The sequence below is a fragment of the Kosakonia oryziphila genome (assembly GCF_900094795.1).
Taxonomy (GTDB): Bacteria; Pseudomonadota; Gammaproteobacteria; order Enterobacterales; family Enterobacteriaceae; genus Kosakonia; species Kosakonia oryziphila.
Map to the genome: position 1 here is coordinate 1 of NZ_FMBC01000046.1, position 23,834 is coordinate 23,834.

A 23,834-nucleotide genomic window follows, 5' to 3' on the forward strand; every position below is an offset into this window, starting at 1 on the left:
TGTGAAACGCGCTTTCTTCATGATGAGCCTCCATTGGTTGTATTTTAACCAGAGAAATCTATTGTGCGGTAAGACTAAATTCAGGGGGGACTACAACTTGACCACCTGATGTAGCTATAAAGTTGCGGCATCTATATAATCCCCGGCATTGTGAGTAAATGATTGTACAAAAAATGTCTAAGATTGGATTTATATCACTAGGCTGTCCGAAAAACCTGGTCGATTCTGAACGCATCCTTACCGAGCTGCGCACTGAAGGTTACGACGTTGTCCCGACTTATAACGATGCCGATATGGTTATCGTCAATACGTGCGGCTTTATCGACAGCGCGGTGCAAGAGTCGCTGGAAGCCATCGGCGAAGCGCTGAACGAAAATGGCAAAGTTATCGTGACTGGTTGCCTGGGCGCGAAAAAAGATCAAATCCGCGAAGTGCATCCGAAGGTGCTGGAAATCACCGGGCCACACAGCTATGAGCAGGTGCTTTCCCATGTTCATCACTATGTGCCGAAACCGAAGCACAACCCGTTTACCAGCCTGGTGCCGGAACAGGGCGTAAAGCTGACACCGCGCCACTACGCGTATCTGAAAATTTCCGAAGGCTGTAACCACCGTTGCACTTTCTGCATCATCCCGTCGATGCGCGGCGATCTGGTAAGCCGTCCGATTGGCGATGTGCTGGCCGAAGCCAAACGTCTGGTCGATGCGGGCGTGAAAGAGTTGCTGGTGATCTCGCAGGATACTTCCGCTTACGGCGTGGATGTGAAACACCGCATGGGCTTCCATAACGGCGAGCCGGTAAAAACCAGTATGGTCGGCCTGTGCGAGCAACTGGCGAAGCTCGGCGTCTGGACGCGCCTGCATTATGTTTATCCATATCCGCACGTTGATGATGTTATTCCGCTGATGGCGGAAGGCAAAATCCTGCCGTACCTGGATATCCCGCTGCAACACGCCAGCCCGCGCATTCTCAAGCTGATGAAACGTCCGGGTTCGGTCGATCGTCAATTAGCGCGCATCAAACAGTGGCGTGAGATTTGCCCGGAGCTGACCCTGCGCTCCACCTTTATCGTTGGCTTCCCTGGCGAAACCGAAGAAGATTTCCAGATGCTGCTGAATTTCCTGAAAGAGGCGCGTCTGGATCGCGTCGGCTGCTTCAAATACAGCCCGGTGGAAGGCGCAACGGCCAACGAGCTGGCGGATCAGGTGCCGGAAGAAGTGAAAGAGGAGCGCTGGAACCGCTTTATGCAGTTGCAGCAGCAGATCTCGGCGGAACGTTTGCAGGAAAAAATCGGCCGCGAAATTCTCGTCATCATTGATGAAGTGGATGAAGAAGGCGCGATTGGCCGCAGCATGGCAGATGCGCCGGAGATCGACGGCGCGGTGTACCTGAACGGTGAAACGCGTGTCAAACCGGGCGATATAATCCGCGTGAAAGTGGAAAACGCCGACGAGTACGACCTGTGGGGAACTCGCGTTTAAGTCCATGAAAACCCGGCCAATATGCCGGGTTTGTTGTTTCTGTTGTAGCCTATTTCTCCCAGGCCGGATAAGCCGAAGCCACCACCCGGCATATATCCGTTCGGCCTTATCCTTTAATCTTCGGATCCAGCGCGTCGCGCAGGCCGTCGCCGAACAGATTAAACGCCAGCACCGTCAGAAAGATCGCCAGTGACGGAAACAGCGCCACATGCGGGGCAATCACCATATCCGCACGGGCTTCATTGAGCATCGCGCCCCACTCCGGCGTCGGCGGCTGTGCGCCCATACCGAGAAACGACAGGCTGGCGGCAGAGATAATCGAGGTGCCGATACGCATGGTGAAATAGACCACTATCGACGATACCGTTCCCGGCAGAATATGATGAAACAAAATCACCGCATCACTGGCGCCGATGCTGCGCGCCGACTCGATAAACGTCTGCTGCTTCAGCACCAGCGTATTGCCGCGCACCAGACGGGCAAAAGCGGGTACCGAGAATACGGCCACGGCGATGATCACGTTCGCCATCCCACTTCCCATCACCGCCACCACTGCGATCGCCAACAAAATGCCGGGAAAAGCGAACAGCACATCACAGATGCGCATGATAAGGCGATCCCACCAGCCTTCGTAATAACCCGCCAGTAGCCCAAGTACCGTCCCAATGGCTGCGCCAATCAGTACGGCAAAAAGACCGGCCGCCAGCGAGATTTGTGCGCCAACCAGCACGCGGCTGAAGATATCGCGCCCCAGAGAATCGACGCCGAACCAGTGCACCAGCGACGGCCCCTCATTCAGGCGGTCATAGTCGAAGTAAGTTTCCGCATCATAGGGAGCAATCCACGGCGCGATCACTGCCAGCAGGATCAGCAGCAATACAAACAGCCCGGCAGCCATAGCCAGCGGCTGACGGCAAAAACGTCGCCAGAACTCATGCCACGGCGTGCGGACATGTCCCGGTTTCACCACCGGCATGGCCTTCAGAATCGCCTGTCGGCGCCAGTTAAACAATCGCATCCTTACTTATACCTGATAGCAGGGTTGAGCGCGGCGTAGAGCACATCAACCACCAAGTTGATAAGAATAAATTCCAGCGAGAAGAGCAGCACCTCCGCCTGGATCACCGGATAGTCGCGCATATCCACCGAGTCCACCAGCAAACGTCCCAGCCCCGGCCAGTTAAAGACTTTTTCCACCACAATCGAGCCGCCCAGCAGGAAGCCAAATTGTAGCCCCATCATGGTGACGACCGGGATCATCGCATTACGCAGACCGTGCTTAAGTATCACCCAACGTTCGCTGACGCCTTTCGCGCGCGCGGTGCGCATATAATCTTCATTCAGCACATCGACAAACGAAGCGCGAGTGAAGCGCGCCATCACGGCGGCCACGGCCGCGCCCAGCGTCAGAGAAGGCAAAATATAGTGCCGCCAGCTATCAGCGCCCACAGTCGGCAGCCAGCCCAATTCAACGGAGAAGATTTGCATCAGCAACATCCCCAGCGCAAAAGCGGGGAATGAGATCCCGGTGACCGCCAACGCCATTCCCAGATGATCCGGCCAGCGGTTGCGCCACACGGCGGCGGCAATTCCCGCGCCCAACCCGAACAGCATCGCCCAGAACATGCTGGTGAGGGTTAACAGCAGCGTCGGCATAAAGCGGCTGGCGATCTCCTCCGCCACCGGGCGGCGGGACGCCATCGAAATGCCGAAATCCCCCTGCAACGCGCTGGTGATGTAGTGCCAGAACTGTAACCACAGCGGCTGATCCAGCCCAAGCTGACGGCGCACCAGTTCAATCACCTGCGCGTCAGCCTCCTGCCCGGCAATCAGACGAGCCGGATCGCCGGGCAGTAAATGCACAAACAGAAACACCAGCACGGCCACAATCAGTAGCGTCGGGATCAGGCCCAGCAGACGTTTAATAATATAATTCAGCATCGCTCGTTCCCTCATACCCCCTTCCATCAAGTCAAGGTGGAATGAGTCAGTTATTTCACCAAATCAGCATTGTCAAAACTGAACCCGGTATCTGGCATGATATAGAAACCGGTCAGCTTCTTGTTATGCGCGGAGACCAACTTTTCCACCACCAGCGGCACCCATGGAGATTCCTGCCAGATGATGTCCTGCGCCTGCTTGTACAAACGCTCTTTCTCTTGTGGGTTGGTGATTCTCAGCGCATCAACAAAGTCTTTATCCACCTGAGGGTTACTGTAAAACGCGGTGTTGAACTGCGTCGGCGGCCAGTTCCATGAAGCAAACAGCGGCGACAGCCCCCAGTCCGCTTCGCCGGTTGAGGCCGACCAGCCGGTATAAAACATGCGTACGCCGCTCTGCTTCTGTCCTTCGCCTTCCACTTGCGCCGCGCGCTGCCCGGCATCCATCGCTGTCACCTGCACTTTAATCCCTACCTGCGCCAGTTGCTGCTGGGTAAACTGCAACACCTTCTGCGCGGTACTGTGGTTGTGCGACGACCATAGCGTCGTGGTGAAGCCCTGCGGATAACCCGCCTCTTTTAACAGCTCGCGGGCTTTTGCCGGATCGTAAGGCCAGGGCTGATACGCCTGCGAATAGAGGATCGATGGCGGCAACACGCCAGTCGCGGGCGTGGCGAAACCGGCAAAAGCCACCTTCACCAGCGCCGGGCGGTTGATAGCGTAGTTAATCGCTTCGCGCACTTTTGGGTTATCAAACGGCTTTTGCGTGACATTCATGCTGATGTAGCGCTGCAAAATCGACGGGCTGGCGACCAGTTCAAGTTTGCTGTTTCTCTTTAGCACTTCCGCCTGCTCATAAGGGATCGGAAATGCGAACTGCGCCTCGCCGGTTTGCAGCATCGCCGCACGGGTATTGTTATCCACCACCGGGCGCCAGGTGATGGAATCGAGTTTTGGCAGCCCTTTCTGCCAGTAGCCGTCGAACTTCTTCACCTTCACAAAGTCGGTCTGATTCCAGTCTTCCAGTTCATACGGGCCGGTCCCTACCGGATGAAAACCGATATCTTTGCCGTACTTTTTCAGCGCCGCCGGGGAGATCATCACCGTAGCCGGATGCGCCAGGATATTGATAAACGCCGAGAAGGGCTGCTTAAGAATGATTTTTACCGTGTAGCGGTCCACCACCTCGGTTAAATCGATATTTTTATACAGGTTGTAGCGCTTCAGGCTGCTATCCGGATCGCTGGCGCGATCGAGGTTGGCCTTAACGGCCGCAGCGTCAAAATCGGTTCCATCCTGAAACTTCACGCCCTGCCGCAGAAAAATGGTGTAGATCAGCCCGTCGGCAGAAACCGTGTAGCTTTGCGCCAGCACATTCTCCAGTTGCATATCTCTATTCAGGCCAAACAACCCCTGATAAAAGGATTTCGCTACCGCCTGCGACAACGTGTCATTGGCATCATAGGGATCGAGCGTGGTGAAATTGGAGCCAACCGCAACCACTACGTCTTTCATGGCAAAGGCCTGCGTAGCGGTCAGCGCGAACAACACGCCTGCAACGATCCGCCACTGCCGGTAAACGAATTGTGTCATGTTGCTCTCCTGAATAACCCTGCCACTACTCAGTTAAAAACGGGACTGCGTACTGCCAGGCGTGGAACGGGCGACATAGTGCCCCGGCCCCACGTTCTGCAACTGCACGCGTTGCATCGACTCGCCAGGCTTGAGGATATTGCTGGGCATGTCATCAGATAACAGCACTCTTTGCGCATGAGTATGCGCAGGATCGGCCACCGGAACCGCCGACATTAATTTGCGCGTATAGGGGTGTTGCGGGTTTTCGAATACCGCGCGGCGTGGACCAATCTCAACAATCTGCCCAAGGTACATTACCGCCACCCGGTGGCTGATACGCTCCACCACCGCCATATCGTGGGAAATAAACAGGAACGCGATCCCCATTTCACGCTGAAGATCGAGCAATAAATTGATGATCTGCGCACGGATAGAGACATCCAGCGCAGAGACCGGCTCATCCGCTACCACCACGCGCGGATTCAGCGCCAGCGCACGGGCAATGCAGATGCGCTGGCGCTGACCGCCAGAAAATTCATGTGGATAACGCCAGGCGTGCTCCGGTTTCAGACCGACGCGTTCCAGCAACCACTCAATCCGCTGATGCCCCTCTTTATCTGCTAATAAATTGTGCACCCGCAGCGGCTCGATAATAGAATCGCCCACCGTCTGACGGGGATCCAGCGAAGCACAAGGATCCTGGAAAATAAACTGAATATCGCGACGCACCTGCTTCAATTTGCTGTCCGGCAACGTGTCGATCCGCTGACCGTTAAAGATAATCGAACCGCCCTGACTCTCCACCAGCCGCAGCAGCGCCCGCCCGGTAGTTGACTTTCCGCAGCCGGATTCACCGACCAGCGACAGCGTTTCGCCCGGCCAGAGATCAAAGCTGATGCCTTCCACCGCATGCACCTCTTTGGTCACACGGTTGAGAATGCCACTGCGCAGCGGAAAGCGCACCTCCAGGTCGCGTACCTGCAAAATCGGCTCACCCGGCACCTCGGTATTCTGTTCGGTTTCCGCTTCCTGATACTGAGGGTTTTTCATGGAAATTAGCGGAAAACGGCGCGGCAGGTTGCTGCCATTCATCGCGCCGAGTTTAGGCACTGCGGCCAGTAGCGCTTTGGTATAAGGATGAGACGGCGCATTGAAAACCTGATCGACCGTGCCAGTCTCCACCGCTTCGCCATTGTTCATCACCAGAACCCGATCGGCGACATCCGCCACCACGCCCATGTCGTGAGTGATAAAAATCACCCCCATCGACATCTCTTTTTGCAGCACCGCAATCAATTGCAGGATCTGCGCCTGGATCGTGACATCCAGCGCGGTGGTCGGCTCATCGGCGATCAGCACCGCCGGGCGACACGACAGCGCCATCGCAATCATCACCCGCTGGCGCATACCACCGGAAAGCTGATGCGGAAAGCTGGATAAAGTGGCCTGCGACTCCGGAATGCGCACCAGGTCGAGCATGCGGCGCGCTTCATTCATCGCATCTTCACGCCCCAGCCGCTGGTGCAGGCGAATCGACTCGGCAATCTGCTCACCAACCGGGAAGACCGGGTTGAGCGAGGTCATCGGTTCCTGAAAAATCATCGCAATGTCGGCACCGCGCACGCTGCGCATCTGTGACGAAGAGAGGTGGGTCAGTTCCACTTTCTGACTATTGCGCCGCGTCAGACGCATATGATCGCAGCTCACTTCACCGCCCGCCTGTTCAATCAGGCGCAGCAGCGACAGCGCGGTCACCGATTTACCGGAGCCGGATTCGCCGACAATAGCCAGCGTTTCGCCACGTTTCAGGGAGAATGAGAGGTGGTGTACCGCCGGGATCAGCACTTTTTCATCACGAAAACCGATATTCAGATTGCAGACATCCAGCACCACATCGGCATCTGTCTCTACTCCGTGCGACACCCCACTCTCCTTACTCACAATAAATGCCTACATTCGGCGCATCGCTGGCATAGCCCCAGGCGCAGTACATCCCTTCGCTGTTAAACGGCAATACGACATTACCTTCACGATCGATAGCAATCAGCCCGCCATGTATTGCGATTACCACTTTCACCATTTGTGCTGCCTGGGTTCTCTTCGTTTCCGACGATTTGTGAATATAAAAATTCGTTACAACGATGTAAAGCGATGTGATTACAACGAGGTATCTGTGAAGCGTGTTGGCGACACACCTTTTCTGCCATAATGTGCCCCTCAACGCATTGTGCAGGACAGTAAATATGGAATCATCAAATGGCCTGATCTCACTGGAGACGGCCCTGTCACAGATGTTGTCACGTATTACACCACTGACAGAAAGTGAAACATTGCCGCTCATCGCCTGCTTTGGCCGCGTGGCGGCGGAAGATATTATCTCCCCGCTAAATGTCCCCGGTTTTGATAACTCGGCGATGGACGGTTATGCCGTGCGTATCGCCGATGTCAATAACGGCAGCGCGTTACCGGTGGCGGGCAAAGCCTTTGCCGGGCAGCCTTTCTTAGGCGAGTGGCCAGCGGGCACCTGCGTGCGCATTATGACCGGTGCACCGATTCCTGCCGGTTGCGATGCCGTGGTGATGCAGGAACAAACCGAGCAAACAGACGCCGGTATCCGCTTTACCGCCGAGGTACGCAAAAATCAGAACATCCGCAGGGTCGGTGAAGATATCACCAAAGACGCCGTGGTGTTTCGCGCCGGTACTAAACTGACCGCTGCCGAGTTGCCAGTGCTGGCGTCGCTGGGTATTGCTGAAGTTTCTGTGCTGCGTAAAGTACGCGTGGCGCTGTTCTCTACCGGTGATGAGCTGCAACTGCCGGGACAACCGCTGGCCGACGGGCAAATTTATGACACCAACCGCCTGGCTATCCATCTGATGCTGACGCAACTGGGTTACGAGGTGATTAACCTCGGTATTATTGCGGACGATCCGGAAAAACTGCGCGCGACCTTTATTGCCGCAGATCAGCAGGCCGATGTCGTAATCAGCTCCGGTGGCGTGTCGGTAGGTGAAGCCGATTACACAAAAACCATCCTCGACGAACTGGGTGAGATCGCCTTCTGGAAGCTGGCGATTAAGCCCGGTAAACCGTTCGCCTTCGGCAAGCTGAGCCACAGTTGGTTCTGCGGTCTGCCCGGCAATCCGGTTTCCGCTGTCCTCACCTTCTACCAACTGGTGCAGCCGTTGCTGGCAAAACTGAGTGGCGATACGGCCGTTTTCCAGCCGCTGCGTTTTCGCGCCCGCGCCGTGGAGCGGTTGAAAAAGACACCGGGGCGTCTCGATTTCCAGCGCGGCATAGTAAGCCGTGGCAAAGATGGCTCGCTGGAAGTGCGCAGCACCGGGCATCAGGGTTCGCACATATTCAGCTCCTTCAGCCAGGGCAACTGTTTCGTGGTACTGGAGCGTGAGCGCGGCAATATCGAAGCGGGCGAATGGGTAGACGTTGAGATGTTTACCCCTCTTTTTGGAGGCTAAAGATGGTCGAACTCAGCGATGCGGAGATGATGCGCTACAACCGGCAGATCATTCTGCGCGGTTTTGATTTTGACGGTCAGGAGCGGTTAAAAGCCGCCCGCGTGCTGGTGGTCGGCCTGGGTGGCCTGGGTTGCGCTGCGGCGCAGTATCTGGCGGCGGCGGGCGCCGGACAGATGACACTGCTCGATTTCGATACCGTGGCGCTCTCCAATCTGCAACGCCAGACGCTGCACAGCGATGCGGATATCGGTGCGGCAAAAGTGGATTCCGCCCGCGAATCGCTGCTGCGCATTAACCCGCACGCACAGTACACCGTCATCAATACGCTGCTGGATGAAACAGCGCTGTTCGCGCAAATTGCCGCCCATGACCTGGTGCTGGACTGCACCGATAATGTCGCTATTCGCAATCAACTCAACGCGGGTTGTTTTCAGCATAAAGTACCGTTGGTGTCCGGCGCGGCCATTCGTATGGAGGGGCAGATCAGCGTCTTTACCTGGCAAGAAAATACCCCCTGCTATCACTGTCTGAGCCGCCTGTTTGGCGAAAACGCGCTGACCTGCGTGGAAGCCGGGGTGATGGCGCCATTAGTGGGCGTGATTGGTTCGTTGCAAGCAATGGAAGCGATAAAAGTACTGGCACACTATGGCACGCCAGCGGCGGGAAAAATCGTCATGTATGATGCAATGACCTGCCAGTTCCGCGAAATGAAACTGCCGCGAAATCCCGCCTGTGAGGTATGCGGCGGCTGAATTCGTTGCCGGATGGTACGCCACCCGGCTTATCACTCAGAGCGTGACGCGACCAAAGGCCGCCAGCCAGTCCTGTTCAAACTTCTCAACGGCCGCACTCACTGCCGGAGCGGCAATCATCTGCTGCGCCACATCCAGCGGCAGCGTAATAGATCCGCACCCCGCCAGCAGGCAGTCCAGCGCCTGGCGCGGTGTTTTAAAGCTCGCCGCCAGCACTTTCGATTGCGGCGCATGCAGTGTGAGCAGGCGCTGCAAATCCGTCACGGTCTGAATTCCGTCGCCACCCTGCGCATCCACGCGGTTAACATACGGCGCGATATACTCAGCGCCCGCCAGCGCCGCCAACAATCCCTGCGCTGCACCGTAAACGGCAGTACCGAGCGTCGGAATACCTTCCGCTTTTAAGCGCTTGATGGCCGCCAGGCCTTCTGCTGTCACCGGCACTTTCACCACCAGATCGGCCACCATTTCCCGCAGCTTATGCGCTTCGGCCACCATACCGGCAGCATCATTCGCCAACACCTGGGCAAACAGCCGCCCACGGCCGTCCAGCGCCTCATGCAAGGCAGGCAGCAGTTTCTCAATTGGCACAGCGCCGCTGGCGACAATGCTGGGGTTCGTGGTTACGCCCGCCAACGGGAAGACACGCGCCAGCTTTTTCACTGCCGCAATATCAGAGGTATCAAGATAGAGTTCCATCGTTTTCACCTGAAGTGTGAGTTTTCGCATGCTTTAACGCTATCACGCGGCAACCTGCCTAAGAGTTGACCTTTATCAAAATAACTTTCATTCGAAAGTAATTTAATATTCATATGAAGCAACGGAGGCAGGTTATGATTTTCAATATTCAGCGCTATTCCACCCACGATGGCCCCGGCATTCGTACGGTGGTCTTTCTGAAGGGCTGTTCGCTGAGCTGCCGCTGGTGCCAGAACCCGGAAAGCCGCTCCCGCACACGCGACTTGCTGTTTGATGAGCGTCTGTGCCTTGCAGGTTGCGATTTGTGCCAGCAGGCTGCACCGCAGGTTATTGAGCGTGCGCTGAACGGTTTACTGATCCACAGGGAAAAGCTAAACGATGCGCAACTTAACGCCCTGACTGATTGCTGCCCAACCCAGGCGCTGAGCGTCTGCGGCGAAACGCAAAGCGTTGATGAAATCATGGCCACTGTGCTGCGCGATAAACCCTTTTACCTGCGCAGCGGTGGCGGTATTACCCTTTCCGGCGGTGAACCGTTTATGAACCCGAAACTGGCGCAGGCGCTGCTGCAAAGCAGCCACCAGCAAGGTATTCATACAGCGGTGGAAACCTGCCTGCATGTGCCGTGGCGCTATATCGCGCCTTCTCTGCCTTATGTTGATCTGTTTCTGGCGGATTTAAAGCACGTTGATGACGCAGTGTTTCATCAGTGGACAGGCGGCTCGGCCAGGCGCGTGCTCGACAACTTGAAACGGTTAGCGCAGGCGGGGAAAAAGATAACCATTCGCGTGCCGCTAATCCCCGGTTTTAACGCTGACGAAGCATCGATCAAAGCCATTACCACGTTTGCCGCCAACGAGCTGAACGTCAGCGACATCCATTTTTTGCCTTACCACACGCTGGGCATGAATAAGTATCACCTGCTTGGCGAACCCTATACTGCCCCTGAAAAGGCGCTCGATGCCCCGCAATTGCTGGCATTTGCCGAGAATTTTGCTCGCCAGAAAGGGCTGACGGCGACATTACGAGGATAACACCATGACCACCCTGCAACTGAACACGCTGACTGACCGCATCAAAGCGCATAAAACGGCGCTGGTCCATATTGTTAAACCGCCGGTCTGCACCGAGCGCGCCCGCCATTACACCCAAGTTTATCAGCAGAATATGGATAAACCGCTGCCAGTGCGTCGCGCGCTGGCACTGGCGTACCATTTGGCACAGCGCACAATCTGGATCAAGCATGACGAGTTGATTATTGGCAACCAGGCCAGCGAAGTTCGCGCCGCGCCGATCTTCCCGGAATACACCGTTTCGTGGATTGAAAAAGAGATCGACGAACTGGCGGATCGCCCCGGTGCCGGTTTTGCCGTCAGCGAAGAGAATAAGCGCATACTGCATGAAATCTGCCCGTGGTGGCGCGGCCAGACGGTACAGGATCGTTGCTACGGCATGTTTACCGACGAACAAAAAGCGCTGCTCGACACTGGCATTGTTAAAGCCGAAGGTAATATGACTTCCGGCGATGCGCACCTCGCCGTCAACTTCCCGCTACTGCTGGAGAAAGGGCTGGATGGCCTGCGGCATAAAGTGGATGAACGCCGCACGCGCATCAACCTGACGGTGCTTGACGATCTGCACGGCGACCAGTTCCTGAAAGCGATTGATATCGTGCTTGAGGCTGTGAGCCTGCATATTGAGCGTTTTGCCGATCTGGCACAGAAAATGGCGGGGGAAGAAACGCGCCAAAGCCGCCGTGACGAGCTGCTGGTGATGGCGGAAAACTGCCTGATTATTGCCCATGAACCGCCGAAAACCTTCTGGCAGGCGTTACAGCTTTGCTATTTTATCCAGCTAATTTTGCAGATTGAATCCAACGGTCACTCGGTATCGTTCGGCCGCATGGATCAGTACCTCTATCCCTACTACCGCCGCGATGTTGAACTGCAACAGTCATTGCAACGGGAAGATGCCATCGAGCTGCTGCACAGTTGCTGGCTGAAGCTGCTGGAAGTGAACAAGATCCGTTCCGGCTCGCACTCGAAAGCATCGGCAGGTAGCCCGCTGTACCAGAACGTCACCATCGGCGGTCAGCAGTGGGTGAACGGCACAGCGCAGGATGCGGTAAACCCGCTGTCGTATGCAATTCTCGAATCCTGCGGCCGTCTGCGCTCGACGCAGCCGAACCTGAGCGTGCGTTATCACGCCGGGATGAGCAATGACTTCCTCGACGCCTGCGTGCAGGTGATCCGCTGCGGCTTCGGCATGCCAGCGTTCAATAACGACGAAATTGTGATCCCGGAATTTATCAAACTGGGCGTAGAAACCGCCGATGCCTATGACTATGCCGCGATTGGCTGTATCGAAACCGCAGTTGGCGGCAAATGGGGTTACCGCTGCACCGGCATGAGCTTTATCAACTTTGCCCGCGTGATGCTGGCCGCGCTGGAAGGCGGTCGCGATGCCACCAGCGGCAAGGTCTTCCTGCCGCAGAGCAAAGCGCTTTCCGCCGGTAACTTTGCAGCATTTGATGACGTGATGCAGGCGTGGGATCGGCAGATCCGCTATTACACGCGTAAATCCATCGAGATCGAGTACGTCGTCGATACCATGCTGGAAGAGAACGTGCCGGATATTCTCTGCTCGGCGCTGGTTGACGACTGCATAGAACGGGCGAAAAGCATCAAACAGGGCGGCGCGAAGTATGACTGGGTTTCTGGTTTGCAGGTCGGGATCGCCAACCTCGGCAACAGCCTGGCCGCAGTGAAAAAACTGGTCTTTGATCAGGGTGTAATCGGGCAGCAGCAACTGGCAGAAGCACTGGCAGCGGATTTTGACGGCCTGACGCACGAACAACTGCGCCAGCGGCTGGTGAACAGCGCGCCGAAATACGGTAACGACGATGACAGTGTGGATAACCTGCTGGTGCGCGCCTATCAGACCTATATCGATGAGCTGAAACAGTACCATAATCCGCGCTACGGCCGCGGCCCGATTGGCGGCAATTACTACGCCGGAACATCGTCGATTTCCGCCAACGTGCCGTTTGGTGCCGCCACCATGGCGACGCCGGATGGCCGCAAAGCGCATACTCCGCTGGCAGAAGGCGCAAGCCCGGCTTCCGGTACTGATCATCTTGGCCCTACGGCGGTTATCAGTTCGGTGGGTAAACTGCCGGTCGAAGCGATCCTCGGCGGCGTGTTGTTAAACCAGAAACTGAACCCGGCAACGCTGGAAAACGAGAGTGATAAGCAGAAACTGATGGTGCTGCTGCGCACCTTCTTTGAAGTGCATAAGGGCTGGCATATTCAGTACAACATTGTCTCGCGCGAGACGCTGCTGGAAGCGAAAAAGCATCCGGATCAGTACCGCGATTTAGTGGTGCGTGTCGCGGGTTACTCGGCGTTCTTCACCGCCCTGTCGCCGGATACGCAGGACGATATTATCGCCCGCACCGAGCACACCTTGTAAGGTGATTGCCGGATGGCTGATTGCCAGATAGCGGCCATCCCCATTCCCTTCACACTTTTTAACCTATGGATTTCGAACCGCAGGTACGTTGGCTGCGGTTCGAAAGACGACGGTTAAACTTTCATATGAAATAAAATTTGTGCATCAGCTCACATTGTCTCTAGAATATTGCTCGTTACAAAAATATTCAGGAGCGCAAATATGACCGTCAAAGTTATCGTCACTGATATGGACGGAACTTTCCTTGATGACGCCAAGCAGTACGATCGCACGCGGTTTATGGCGCAATTCCAGCAACTTCAGCAACGCGGTATCGAGTTTGTGGTCGCCAGCGGCAACCAGTATTACCAGTTGATCTCCTTCTTCCCGGAACTGAAAGAGACGATTAGCTTCGTCGCCGAAAATGGCGCGCTGGTGTTTGAACATGGCCAGCAACTGTTTCACGGTGAGTTGACCCGTCACGAAACCCAGGTCGTCATCGGCAAACTGTTAAAAGACAATAGCCTGAACTTTGTCGCCTGCGGGCTGGAAAGCGCCTACGTAAGCGAGAACGCCCCGGCAGAATTTGTCGATCTGATGTCAAAACACTACTACCGTTTAAAACCGGTGCGCGATTTCCAGCAGATTGACGACACGCTGTTTAAGTTCTCGCTGAACTTACCGGATAGCGATATTCCGCAGCTAATCGATGAATTGCATGTCTCTCTTGATGGCATTATGAAGCCGGTTACCAGCGGTTTTGGCTTCGTTGATTTGATTATCCCTGGTCTGCATAAAGCCAACGGTATTACCCGCCTGCTTAAACGTTGGGGTGTGTCACCACAGCAGTGTGTCACCATTGGCGACAGTGGGAATGACGCCGAAATGCTGCGGATGACGGAATTCTCCTTTGCTATGGGCAACGCCGGGGATGCTATTAAAGCCATCGCCCGCCATCAGACCGATGACAACAATCATCAGGGCGCGCTGAACGTGATTCAGGCCGTGCTCGAAAATAGTGCGCCGTTCGACCGCTAACCACCCGCTGGAGCGCCCGCTCCGGCTTTTTTCCTGCCCTTCTTTTCTCCCTTTGTGCTCCCCATCAAATTTTTAAACTTGCATTAACTTATTTTTAACTTAGATTATCATTTGTAAGTTAAATTTATTTCGAATGAAAGTTGAGAGGTTCACATGACGTTTACCAGCGAGACCTTGCCTGCCGATCACAAAGCATCGATTCGTCAGATGAAACAGGCACTGCGCGCGCAAATCGGCGACGTGCAAAGCGTCTTTAACCGCCTGAGTCAGCAGATTGCCGCTCGCGTCGCGGAGATCAAAGCGCTGCAAGCGCGCGGCGAATCGGTCTGGCCACAAATCCCTTACGCCGATGTTGCGCAGGGCCGCGTCAGCGATGCGCAGCGGGCGCTGATTAAGCAGCGCGGCTGCGTGGTGATTAAAGGCCATTTCCCGCGCGATCGGGCGCTGGGCTGGGATCGCGCAATGCTGGATTATCTCGACGCCAACCATTTTGACGATCTCTATAAAGGCCCGGGCGACAGCTTCTTCGGCACGCTGGAAGCGTCGCGCCCGGAAATATATCCGATTTACTGGTCGCAGGCACAGATGCAGGCGCGGCAGAGCAATGAAATGGCAACGGTGCAATCTTTCCTTAATCGCCTGTGGCGTTTCGAAAGCCAGGGCCGCCAGTGGTTCGACCCGGATATCAGCGTGATCTACCCGGATCGCATCCGCCGCCGCCCGCCGGGTACGACCTCGAAAGGGCTCGGTGCGCATACCGATTCCGGCGCACTGGAGCGCTGGTTGCTGCCCGCTTATCAGCGCGTGTTCGCCAACGTGTTTAACGGCAAACTGGAAGAGTACGATCCGTGGGATGCCGCGCATCGCACCGAGGTGGAAGAGTACACGGTGGATAACACCACCAAATGCTCGGTGTTCCGTACCTTCCAGGGCTGGACGGCGCTATCGGACATGATCCCCGGCCAGGGATTGCTGCATGTGGTGCCGATCCCGGAAGCGATGGCGTATATCCTGCTGCGTCCGCTGCTTGATGATGTGCCGGAAGATGAGCTGTGTGGTGTCGCGCCGGGTCGCGTTCTGCCGGTTTCAGAGAGGTGGCACCCGCTGCTGATTGAGGCGCTCAGCAGCATACCGGCACTGGACGCGGGCGATTCCGTATGGTGGCACTGCGATGTTATCCACTCGGTCGCGCCGGTAGAAAACCAGCAGGGCTGGGGAAATGTGATGTATATTCCCGCAGCACCACTGTGCGAGAAGAACCTTGCCTATGCGCGCAAGGTGAAAGTGGCACTGGAGCAAGGCGCATCACCGGGGGATTTCCCGCGCGAGAACTACGAAAGCGACTGGACAGGCCGCTTTACGCTTGATGATCTGAATGCGCACGGCAAACGCGCGCTGGGTATTGAAGTTTAAGCGTCGTACAGCCCCTGGCATTCAACGGCGGTGCGTTGCTGCCCCGAACGTATCCGCCGTACCGATTCCCGCACCGCCAGCGTACCGTTCAACAGTAGCGAACCGACCGCCGCCTGCGGACGGATCAACCGCTGCTGTAACAGATGCACCGCTTCAACACCCAGCTCATCGCGCGGAACATGCACTGCTGTCAGCGGGACATCCTGAATCGCCGCCAGGTTAAATGCATCAATACTCATCACCGAGACATCCTGCGGCACACGCAAACCGCGCTGCTGCAATGCACTCACCGTACCTTCTGCCATAAAATCCCCACTGACGAGAAACGCCGTGGGCGGCACATTATGCGCCGGGTCATCCAGCCATTCTCCCACCCGCTGCTGCGCTTCGCGGGCGCTGAAACTGGGAACCGTGATCAAATTGCGCTTGCTGTTAAAGCGCAAATTGTCATGCAGCCAGGCATCTTTGATCCCCGCCAGCCGCAGATCCATGGTGTAGCGGCGCAGGCACATAACCGCCACCATGTCCCGGTGGCCCATATCAAACAGATATCGTGCAGCAAATTCACCAATAGTGCGGTGATCCGGCGCAATCGACGGTAGACGCATCCGCCCGTCGCGACAGTTGATCAGCACGCAGGGTTTACCGCTCTCCGCGGCCAGATCGTGAATGTGTGGATCGTCAATGCCGAGCAGGATCGCTGCCTGCGTTTCTGCGGACTGCATCCTGTCAAGAAACGTACTGGCGTCGCTGTCCAACTCCTCAAGGGCACAGTAGCGCAGCCGTACTTCGTGAGAGTCGAGTGCTTTGTTGATGCTCTGGATCACGCGGTAATAAAAGATGTCGGACCGCTCATCAAAAGCGCGCTGCGGCGCAAATACCACCAGGTTATTCAGCAACAGACGCCCGGCAGCAATGCCTTCCATTACGCCGAGTTCACGGGCGCATGCGAGCACCGCACTGCGTGCCCGCTCGCTGGTATTCGCTTTCCCGGCCAAAACCCGGGAAACGGTACTGGTAGAGAGGTTTGTGCGACGGGCAATTTCACTGATTTTCAGCTTTTTATCCATTCTGTGATCTCGCTCCGTTTGCTGAATGGGAAAATTTTCATGAACTATAAACCCTGCTATTCATGGGCTGAAAAAGAGTTTGCCGCATATTTTCCGCCATTGATGAGAATCCTTGCACAAAATCCGCTATGGCTGAGCATTTTTATCACCTAACGTAAACCCGTCGTACAACTTCCATACTAGTTGTATGCAGTTTGATGGCAAAAACGAAAAAAATGTTCTGGCGAACGACTGCGGTTTAACCAATCCGTAAGACTCGCCCCGACTTCCCTACAAAACGATGTGCGGAGAAAAGAATGAGCCAGGGAATCAACAACGAAATGGCGGCCAGCAAGAGCCGCCGGATAGTGAAAAAATTACGCTGGTGGATGCTGGTGCTGTTTTTATTCGGCGTGACGGTGAACTACATCACCCGTAACTCGCTGGGCATTCTGGCACCGGAACTGAAAACCAGCCTCGGCATCACCACCGAACAGTACTCCTGGATTGTCGGTGCCTTTCAGCTCGCTTACACCATTTTCCAGCCGCTGTGCGGCTGGCTGATTGATGTTATCGGCCTGAAAGTCGGCTTTATGGTGTGCGCCATTATCTGGGCGCTGGCCTGTATCTTCCACGCAGGCGCGGCCAACTGGGTGCATCTGGCGATCCTGCGCTTTACCATGGGCGCATCGGAAGCCGCTGCAACACCAGCGAACGCCAAAACCATTGGCGAATGGTTCCCGAAAGCGGAGCGGCCTGTTGCTGCGGGCTGGGCAGGCGTTGGCTTCTCAATTGGCGCGATGCTGGCACCGCCGATTATCTACTTCGCTCATGCCTCGTTTGGCTGGCAAGGTGCGTTTATGTTTACCGGCGTGCTGGCGCTGGTGTGGGTGATATTGTGGTGGGCATTTTACCATAATCCGGATAAACACCCGAACCTGAGCAAGGACGAGCTGGCCTTTATTCAACAAGATCACGAACCACCGGCGGTGAAACTCCCCTTCTTCACCGCGCTGAAAACCGTATCGAAAAACAGACGCTTCTACGGTATTGCCATTCCCGCTTTCATGGCGGAGCCCGCGTGGGCAGTGTTGAGTTTCTGGGTGCCGCTCTATCTGGCGAAAGAGCACGGCATGGATCTGAAGCAGATTGCTATGTTCGCCTGGCTTCCGTTCCTCGCCGCTGACCTCGGCAGCGTGGCAAGCGGTTATCTGACCAAACTCTATACCCGCTGCTTTGGCTGCACTCGCGTTAACTCGGTAGTAGCCAGCTCCGTGACCGGCGCATTCCTGATGATTTCACTGGCTGTGGTCGCTATTACTCGCGATCCCTACATCACCATTGTGTTGATTTCGATTGGCGGTTTTGGCCACCAGATCATCTCCTGCATGTTGAGTGCGCTGGTGGTCGAGTCCTTCGATAAAGGGCAGATGGCGACCGTGAACGGCATGCGCGGCTCGGCGGCGTGGATCGCCAGCTTCCTCTTTTCACTGTTGATCGGCGTAACCGCCGACAAGATTGGCTTCAATCCGCTGTTTATTGCCATGGGTTTCTTTGACCTGATTGGCGCTCTGTTCCTGGTGACATTTATTGCTGAACGTCGCGCTAAACGCGCCTGATTGTGGATCGTTGAAATGAAAACGCTGAAGAACTGGACGTTACAAAAACAGGCAGCTAACCACGTTGAGTTGCTGGTGGATGGGCAACACACCTTGTGCCTGTATGTGCTGGAAGAACATCTGTTTCGCGTGCTGCTGAAACGCAAAGGCGAACTGGCACTGGACAGAACCTGGAGTATCGCGCCGCGTGAGGATGTACCGTGGGAAGGCCGCTCGCGCGAAGAGTTGTCGGGTTTCACCCTGCCCGCCTGGACGCTGACGCAGCAGACCGACACGCTGGTACTGGAAAGCGCGAAGCTACGTGTGACAGTTCATCAGCTGCTGTGGCTGGAGTGGCACTACCGCGATGACGCGGGCGAGTGGCAGTGGCTGGCGAGCGATCGTCCTACCAGTGCCTATCTGGTAAACGCGCACGGCGACGGCGTGGCGCACTACCTCAGCCGTAAAAAAGAGGAGCGCTTTTACGGTCTCGGCGAAAAAGCAGGCAACCTGCAACGTAACGGCCAACGCTATGAAATGCGCAATCTTGATGCAATGGGATACAACGCCGCCAGCACCGATCCGCTGTACAAGCACATTCCCTTTACCCTGACGCGCCGGGACGATATCAGCTACGGCCTGTTTTATGACAACCTCAGCAGTTGCTGGCTGGATCTGGGTAATGAAATCGATAACTACCACACCGCTTACCGCCGCTGGCAAGCCGAAGCCGGTGATATCGATTACTACATTTTTACCGGCGCACGCGCACTGGATGTGACTAAAGCGTTTGTCCGCCTGACAGGGAAAACCCTGTTTGGGCCGAAATGGAGCCTCGGTTACAGCGGCTCGACTATGCATTATACCGATGCGCCGGATGCGCAAAATCAGCTGATGAACTTTATTCGCCTGTGCGAAGAACATGCGATTCCGTGCGATTCATTCCAGCTCTCGTCCGGTTATACCTCAATTAACGGTAAGCGCTACGTCTTTAACTGGAACTACGACAAAGTGCCGCAGCCGAAAGTGATGAGCCAGGCGTTTCACGATGCCGGGCTGAAGCTGGCGGCGAATATCAAACCCTGCTTGTTGCAGGATCATCCGCGCTATAACGAAGTGGCGGAGAAAGGCCTGTTTATTCGCGATTCGGAATGCGACGCGCCTGAGCGTTCAAGCTTCTGGGACGACGAAGGTTCTCATCTCGATTTTACTAACCCGCAGACCGTTGCCTGGTGGCAGAACGGTGTGACCACGCAACTACTTGAGATGGGGATTGATTCCACCTGGAACGATAACAACGAGTTTGAAGTGTGGGACGGCGAAGCGCGCTGTCAGGGTTTTGGCCGCGAAATCGCCATCAAACATATCCGCCCGGTGATGCCGTTGCTGATGATGCGCGCCTCAATGGAAGCGCAGCAGCGTTTTGCGCCGCAGAAACGCCCGTATCTGATCTCCCGTTCCGGCTGCGCGGGAATGCAGCGCTATGTGCAGACCTGGAGCGGTGATAACCGCACCAACTGGGATACGCTGCGTTATAACACGCGTATGGGTGTTGGCATGAGCCTTTCCGGGTTGTATAACGTCGGTCACGATGTTGGCGGTTTCTCCGGCGATAAACCGGATGCGGAACTGTTCGTTCGCTGGGTACAGAACGGCGTGATGCATCCGCGCTTTACCATCCATTCATGGAACGACGATCATACGGTGAACGAACCGTGGATGTACCCGGCAATTACGCCAGCGATCCGCAGCGCCATTGAGTTGCGCTACCGCCTGTTGCCCTATCTCTACACGCTGTTGTGGCAGGCGCACGCCGACGATGAACCGATGCTGCGCCCGACGTTCCTTGACCATGAGCATGACCAACAGACGTTTGAAGAGTGCGACGACTTCCTGCTCGGTCGCGATATTCTTGTCGCCAGCGTGGTTGAACCCGGCCAGCGCGAACGCCGCGTGTGGTTGCCGGCCAACGACAGCGGCTGGTATGACTTTTACAGCGGCGTCTGGTATGCGCCAGGCCAGTGGGTAACGCTGGATGCACCGCTGGAAACCCTGCCGCTGCTGGTTCGTGCCGGTGCCGGATTGCCGATGAGCGAGCGCATCTCGCATGTGGATGCCAAAGCGGATACCACCCGCGAGCTGAAACTCTTCCCGGTAAAAGGTACGGGGCGTTCTCACGGCCTGCTGTTTGAAGATGATGGCGAGTCCTGGGGATATAAAGACGGTAATGCGCTGTGGCTGGAGTGGGAAATGGTTTGCAGCGGCAGCACCGTGGATTTACAGGTGCGCACCCGCGGTGATTACCGCCCGGCCTGGCAGTCGCTGAAAGTGACACTGCCTGTGGGAGATAAACGCCAGTTATTGATTAATGGCGTGGCAGCAAACGAGTGGGTGTTTAGCTAAAATAAGCCGGATGGTGCAGTTTCACTGTGCTAATCCGGCCTATAACGCATCATAATTTACCTAAGTATTTCGCGTTGCAGGAAGGCGGCAAGCCTGAGTATCCCCGGGAGCTTACTAAAGTAAGTGACCGGGGTACGAAGGTGCAGCCAACACACCTGCAACGTGAAAGACGACGGTAAATTTATTCGATACCTTGGCTGCGCAGATAATCTTCATAATTACCGGTGAAATCCACCACGCGCTGCGGCGTAATCTCAATCACACGGGTTGCCAGCGAGCTTACGAATTCACGGTCGTGAGAAACGAAGATCAGCGTGCCCTGATACATCTCCAGTGCCATATTCAGCGACTCAATGGATTCCATATCGAGGTGGTTGGTCGGTTCATCCATCACCAGAATATTCGGTTTTTCCATCATCAGCTTACCGAATAGCATACGGCCCTTCTCACCACCGGAAAGCACCTTCGCCGGTTTCTTGATATCGTCCTGGCTGAACAGCAAACGACCGAGAATACTACGCACCGCCTGCTCATCATCGCCTTCCTGTTTCCACTGGCTCATCCAGTCGAAGACGGTCAGATCGTTATCAAAGTCTGCGGCATGATCCTGCGCGTAATAACCGATGCTGGCATTTTCAGACCATTTCACCGTTCCGTTATCCGCTTGCAGATCGCCGACCAGCGTTTTCAGCAGGGTGGATTTACCCACGCCGTTAGTACCGAGTACCGCTACCTTCTCGCCCACTTCCAGTAGCAGATTGAGGTTTTTAAACAGCGGGCCGTTATCAAAGCCTTTGGCCAGTTGCTCCACTTCCAGCGCATTACGGAACAGTTTCTTGTCCTGCTCGAAGCGGATAAACGGGTTCTGACGGCTGGAAGCTTTCACCTCATCCAGTTTGATCTTATCAATCTGGCGGGCGCGGGACGTTGCCTGGCGAGATTTCGAGGCGTTGGCGCTAAAGCGGCTGACAAAGGATTGCAGCTCGGCGATTTGCGCTTTCTTCTTGGCGTTATCCGCCAGCAGACGTTCGCGCGCCTGAGTTGCCGCGGTCATATACTCATCATAGTTACCCGGGTAAACGCGTAGCTCGCCGTAGTCGAGATCCGCCATGTGGGTACACACCATGTTGAGGAAGTGACGGTCGTGCGAAATGATGATCATAGTGCTGTCACGCTCGTTCAGCACCTGTTCCAGCCAGCGAATGGTATCGATGTCCAGGTTGTTGGTCGGTTCATCGAGCAGCAGAATGTCCGGGTTAGCGAACAGCGCCTGCGCCAGCAACACACGCAGCTTCCAGCCTGGCGCCACTTCGCTCATCGGGCCATAGTGTTGTTCAACCGGAATCCCAACGCCGAGCAGCAGTTCGCCCGCGCGCGCTTCAGCGGAGTAGCCATCCATTTCGCCGTACAGCACTTCAAGATCGGCCACTTTATAGCCGTCTTCTTCGCTCATCTCAGCCAGGCCGTAGATGCGATCGCGCTCCTGTTTCACGTCCCACAGTTCTGCGTGGCCCATGATCACCGTGTCGAGGACACTGAACTCTTCAAAGGCAAACTGATCCTGGCGCAGTTTACCGATACGCTCGTTTGGATCGAGAGAGACGTTCCCCAGCGTCGGTTCTAAATCACCGCCGAGGATCTTCATAAAGGTGGATTTTCCGCTCCCGTTAGCGCCGATCAGGCCATAACGGTTGCCGCCGCCGAATTTAACGGAAATATTTTCGAACAGCGGCTTGCTGCCGAATTGCATGGTGACGTTGCTGGTGACTAACACAGAGGTATCCTGAAATATGTGACAAACACCCTATTATGCCACAATTCCGAATTAGTTTCCTGTCCGCTGTCAGACCACTAAAATGCAAGTAAAGGGAAAAAAGTGTGATTTCGTACACATCTGAATTCCCTGAAAGCCGGAATGCACATATAATCCGCTTCCTGCATTCTCAACCCAACGGCCTGTGTGGCAAAAATCTCGCACAAAATGAACATGAAAATAAAAACTCTTTTCGCGGCGGCTTTAGCTGTCGTGGGATTTTGCAATAACGCGTCTGCTGTAACTTATCCGCTGCCGACAGACGGTAGCCGTCTTGTTGGTCAGAACCAGGTCGTCACTATCCCGGAAGGCAATACTCAGCCTCTGGAATACTACGCCGCTGAATATCAGATGGGTCTGTCCAACATGCTGGAAGCCAACCCGGGCATCGACGCCTACCTGCCGAAAGGCGGCACGGTAATGAACGTTCCGCAGCAGTTGATCCTGCCGGATACCGTTCATGAAGGCATCGTTATCAACAGTGCAGAAATGCGTCTCTATTACTACCCGAAAGGCACCCATACGGTGATCGTACTGCCTATCGGTATCGGCCAGCTCGGGAAAGATACCCCGATCGCCTGGACCACCAAAGTTGAACGTAAGAAAGCTGGCCCAACGTGGACACCGACCGCGAAAATGCATGAGGAATACATTGCAGCAGGTCAACCGCTGCCAGCAGTAGTCCCGGCAGGCCCGGACAACCCGATGGGTCTGTATGCGCTCTATATTGGCCGTCTGTACGCGATCCACGGCACCAACGCCAACTTCGGTATCGGCCTGCGCGTAAGCCACGGCTGTGTGCGTCTGCGTAACGACGACATTAAATTCCTGTTCGAAAACGTGCCAGTCGACACCCGCGTACAGTTCATTGATGAGCCAGTAAAAGCGACCACCGAGCCGGATGGCAGCCGCTATATCGAAGTTCACAACCCGCTGTCCACCACGGAAGCGCAGTTCACTGGCGGCGAAATCGTGCCGATCGCGCTGACCAAAGCGGTACAGACCGTCACCAGCCAGTCTGATGTGGATTCGAACATTGTTGATCAAGCGCTGCAGAACCGCTCCGGTATGCCGGTACGTCTGAACTAATCAGCGGTTTAATGCCCGGTGGCGCTACGCTTACCGGGCCTATAAAACGCCCAGGCCG

General features: G+C 55.6%; 17 protein-coding genes and 1 pseudogene. 10 read left to right on the forward strand and 8 right to left on the reverse strand.

Annotation, left to right across the window (positions count from 1 at the left end; all coding sequences use genetic code 11):
* Positions 1-158: 158 nt before the first annotated feature.
* Complete coding sequence (gene rimO / locus GA0061070_RS18840; RefSeq protein ID WP_090137527.1) at positions 159-1,481, forward strand: 30S ribosomal protein S12 methylthiotransferase RimO; 1,323 nt, start codon at positions 159-161, stop codon at positions 1,479-1,481.
* A gap of 106 nt (positions 1,482-1,587) precedes the next feature.
* On the opposite strand, the gene gsiD is transcribed toward rimO, so the two are convergent.
* The 5 genes and pseudogenes from gsiD to GA0061070_RS18865 form a co-directional block, all read right to left on the reverse strand.
* A complete protein-coding gene (gene gsiD, locus GA0061070_RS18845) occupies positions 1,588-2,499 on the reverse strand; it encodes a glutathione ABC transporter permease GsiD (protein WP_090137528.1) in 912 nt (303 codons plus the stop codon).
* Positions 2,500-2,501: 2 nt separating this feature from the next.
* On the reverse strand, positions 2,502-3,422 hold the full coding sequence (gene gsiC, locus GA0061070_RS18850; protein WP_090137529.1) for a glutathione ABC transporter permease GsiC: 921 nt from the start codon (positions 3,420-3,422) through the stop codon (positions 2,502-2,504).
* A 50-nt stretch (positions 3,423-3,472) separates the two neighbouring features.
* Positions 3,473-5,014 carry a glutathione ABC transporter substrate-binding protein GsiB gene (gsiB, locus tag GA0061070_RS18855; protein WP_090137530.1) on the reverse strand — a complete coding sequence of 514 codons (1,542 nt, stop codon included), beginning with the start codon at positions 5,012-5,014 and terminating at the stop codon, positions 3,473-3,475.
* Between the two features lie 33 nt (positions 5,015-5,047).
* Positions 5,048-6,919 (reverse strand): glutathione ABC transporter ATP-binding protein GsiA, encoded by a 1,872-nt coding sequence (gene gsiA, locus GA0061070_RS18860; RefSeq protein ID WP_090137531.1) that lies wholly within the window; start codon positions 6,917-6,919, stop codon positions 5,048-5,050.
* 10 nt (positions 6,920-6,929) lie between these two features.
* Positions 6,930-7,049: pseudogene (locus GA0061070_RS18865) on the reverse strand (beta-aspartyl-peptidase); the annotation flags it as partial.
* A gap of 190 nt (positions 7,050-7,239) precedes the next feature.
* On the opposite strand from GA0061070_RS18865, the gene moeA reads away from it, so the two are divergent.
* Complete coding sequence (moeA, locus tag GA0061070_RS18870; RefSeq protein ID WP_090137532.1) at positions 7,240-8,472, forward strand: molybdopterin molybdotransferase MoeA; 1,233 nt, start codon at positions 7,240-7,242, stop codon at positions 8,470-8,472.
* A gap of 2 nt (positions 8,473-8,474) precedes the next feature.
* On the forward strand, positions 8,475-9,224 hold the full coding sequence (gene moeB / locus GA0061070_RS18875) for a molybdopterin-synthase adenylyltransferase MoeB (protein WP_090137533.1): 750 nt from the start codon (positions 8,475-8,477) through the stop codon (positions 9,222-9,224).
* Positions 9,225-9,260: 36 nt separating this feature from the next.
* On the opposite strand, the gene fsa is transcribed toward moeB, so the two are convergent.
* The gene (gene fsa / locus GA0061070_RS18880; RefSeq protein ID WP_090137534.1) at positions 9,261-9,923 is read right to left on the reverse strand and encodes a fructose-6-phosphate aldolase; all 663 of its coding nucleotides are present in this window, start codon (positions 9,921-9,923) and stop codon (positions 9,261-9,263) included.
* A gap of 134 nt (positions 9,924-10,057) precedes the next feature.
* Between fsa and GA0061070_RS18885 the strand changes: the two genes are divergently transcribed.
* The 4 genes from GA0061070_RS18885 to GA0061070_RS18900 all read left to right on the forward strand — a co-directional run bounded on the left by GA0061070_RS18885 (position 10,058) and on the right by GA0061070_RS18900 (position 15,824).
* Complete coding sequence (locus GA0061070_RS18885) at positions 10,058-10,957, forward strand: glycyl-radical enzyme activating protein (protein WP_090137535.1); 900 nt, start codon at positions 10,058-10,060, stop codon at positions 10,955-10,957.
* A gap of 4 nt (positions 10,958-10,961) precedes the next feature.
* On the forward strand, positions 10,962-13,394 hold the full coding sequence (locus GA0061070_RS18890) for a formate C-acetyltransferase/glycerol dehydratase family glycyl radical enzyme (RefSeq protein WP_090137536.1): 2,433 nt from the start codon (positions 10,962-10,964) through the stop codon (positions 13,392-13,394).
* Positions 13,395-13,595: 201 nt separating this feature from the next.
* Entirely contained in the window at positions 13,596-14,411 is an 816-nt protein-coding gene (locus GA0061070_RS18895; protein ID WP_090137537.1) for a Cof-type HAD-IIB family hydrolase, read from the forward strand.
* A 153-nt stretch (positions 14,412-14,564) separates the two neighbouring features.
* Positions 14,565-15,824 carry a DUF1479 domain-containing protein gene (locus tag GA0061070_RS18900; protein ID WP_090137538.1) on the forward strand — a complete coding sequence of 420 codons (1,260 nt, stop codon included), beginning with the start codon at positions 14,565-14,567 and terminating at the stop codon, positions 15,822-15,824.
* On the opposite strand, the gene GA0061070_RS18905 is transcribed toward GA0061070_RS18900, so the two are convergent.
* Positions 15,821-16,894 (reverse strand): LacI family DNA-binding transcriptional regulator, encoded by a 1,074-nt coding sequence (locus tag GA0061070_RS18905; protein ID WP_090137539.1) that lies wholly within the window; start codon positions 16,892-16,894, stop codon positions 15,821-15,823. The two genes, GA0061070_RS18900 and GA0061070_RS18905, sit on opposite strands and share 4 nt — an antisense overlap.
* Positions 16,895-17,190: 296 nt before the next feature.
* Here GA0061070_RS18905 and GA0061070_RS18910 point away from each other — a divergent pair, with 296 nt between their 5' ends.
* Together GA0061070_RS18910 and GA0061070_RS18915 are read left to right on the forward strand one after the other, a co-directional pair.
* Complete coding sequence (locus GA0061070_RS18910; RefSeq protein ID WP_090137540.1) at positions 17,191-18,492, forward strand: MFS transporter; 1,302 nt, start codon at positions 17,191-17,193, stop codon at positions 18,490-18,492.
* A gap of 15 nt (positions 18,493-18,507) precedes the next feature.
* The gene (locus GA0061070_RS18915; RefSeq protein ID WP_090137541.1) at positions 18,508-20,874 is read left to right on the forward strand and encodes a glycoside hydrolase family 31 protein; all 2,367 of its coding nucleotides are present in this window, start codon (positions 18,508-18,510) and stop codon (positions 20,872-20,874) included.
* Positions 20,875-21,055: 181 nt separating this feature from the next.
* Here GA0061070_RS18915 and GA0061070_RS18920 read toward each other — a convergent pair whose 3' ends face one another.
* Positions 21,056-22,648 (reverse strand): ABC-F family ATPase, encoded by a 1,593-nt coding sequence (locus GA0061070_RS18920; RefSeq protein ID WP_090137542.1) that lies wholly within the window; start codon positions 22,646-22,648, stop codon positions 21,056-21,058.
* Between the two features lie 207 nt (positions 22,649-22,855).
* Between GA0061070_RS18920 and ldtB the strand changes: the two genes are divergently transcribed.
* On the forward strand, positions 22,856-23,776 hold the full coding sequence (ldtB, locus tag GA0061070_RS18925) for a L,D-transpeptidase (protein WP_090137543.1): 921 nt from the start codon (positions 22,856-22,858) through the stop codon (positions 23,774-23,776).
* The last annotated feature ends 58 nt before the right edge of the window (positions 23,777-23,834 follow it).